Below are 322 nucleotides of genomic sequence, written 5' to 3' on the forward strand. Positions count from 1 at the left end.
CGAATTCGTCATCGCCGGCGTGCTGCCCGAGGTGGCGCAGGGCCTTGGCGTTTCGGTGCCGACCGCCGGCTATCTCGTCTCCGGCTATGCCTGCGGCATCGCCATCGGCGGTCCGCTTCTGGCGCTTGCAACGAGCAGGCTCTCGCGAAAGGCGCTGCTCATCGGGCTGACGATAGCCTTCACCCTTGGCCAAGCCGCCTGCGCGCTGGCGCCCGACTTCACCTCCATGCTGTTGTTGCGCATTGCCGTGGCCGTCGCGCATGGCGCCTATTTCGGCGTTGCCATGGTGGTTGCCGTCGGCCTGGTGCGCGAGGATCAGCGC

1 protein-coding gene is annotated in these 322 nt (G+C 67.7%); it reads left to right on the top strand.

What is annotated here, in order from left to right:
- Positions 1 to 322 (top strand): MFS transporter (locus tag EN857_RS33910; RefSeq protein WP_135897719.1); only part of this gene is annotated, 322 nt, incomplete at both ends.

The organism is Mesorhizobium sp. M4B.F.Ca.ET.214.01.1.1 (assembly GCF_004791545.1).
Taxonomy (GTDB): domain Bacteria; phylum Pseudomonadota; class Alphaproteobacteria; order Rhizobiales; family Rhizobiaceae; genus Mesorhizobium; species Mesorhizobium abyssinicae.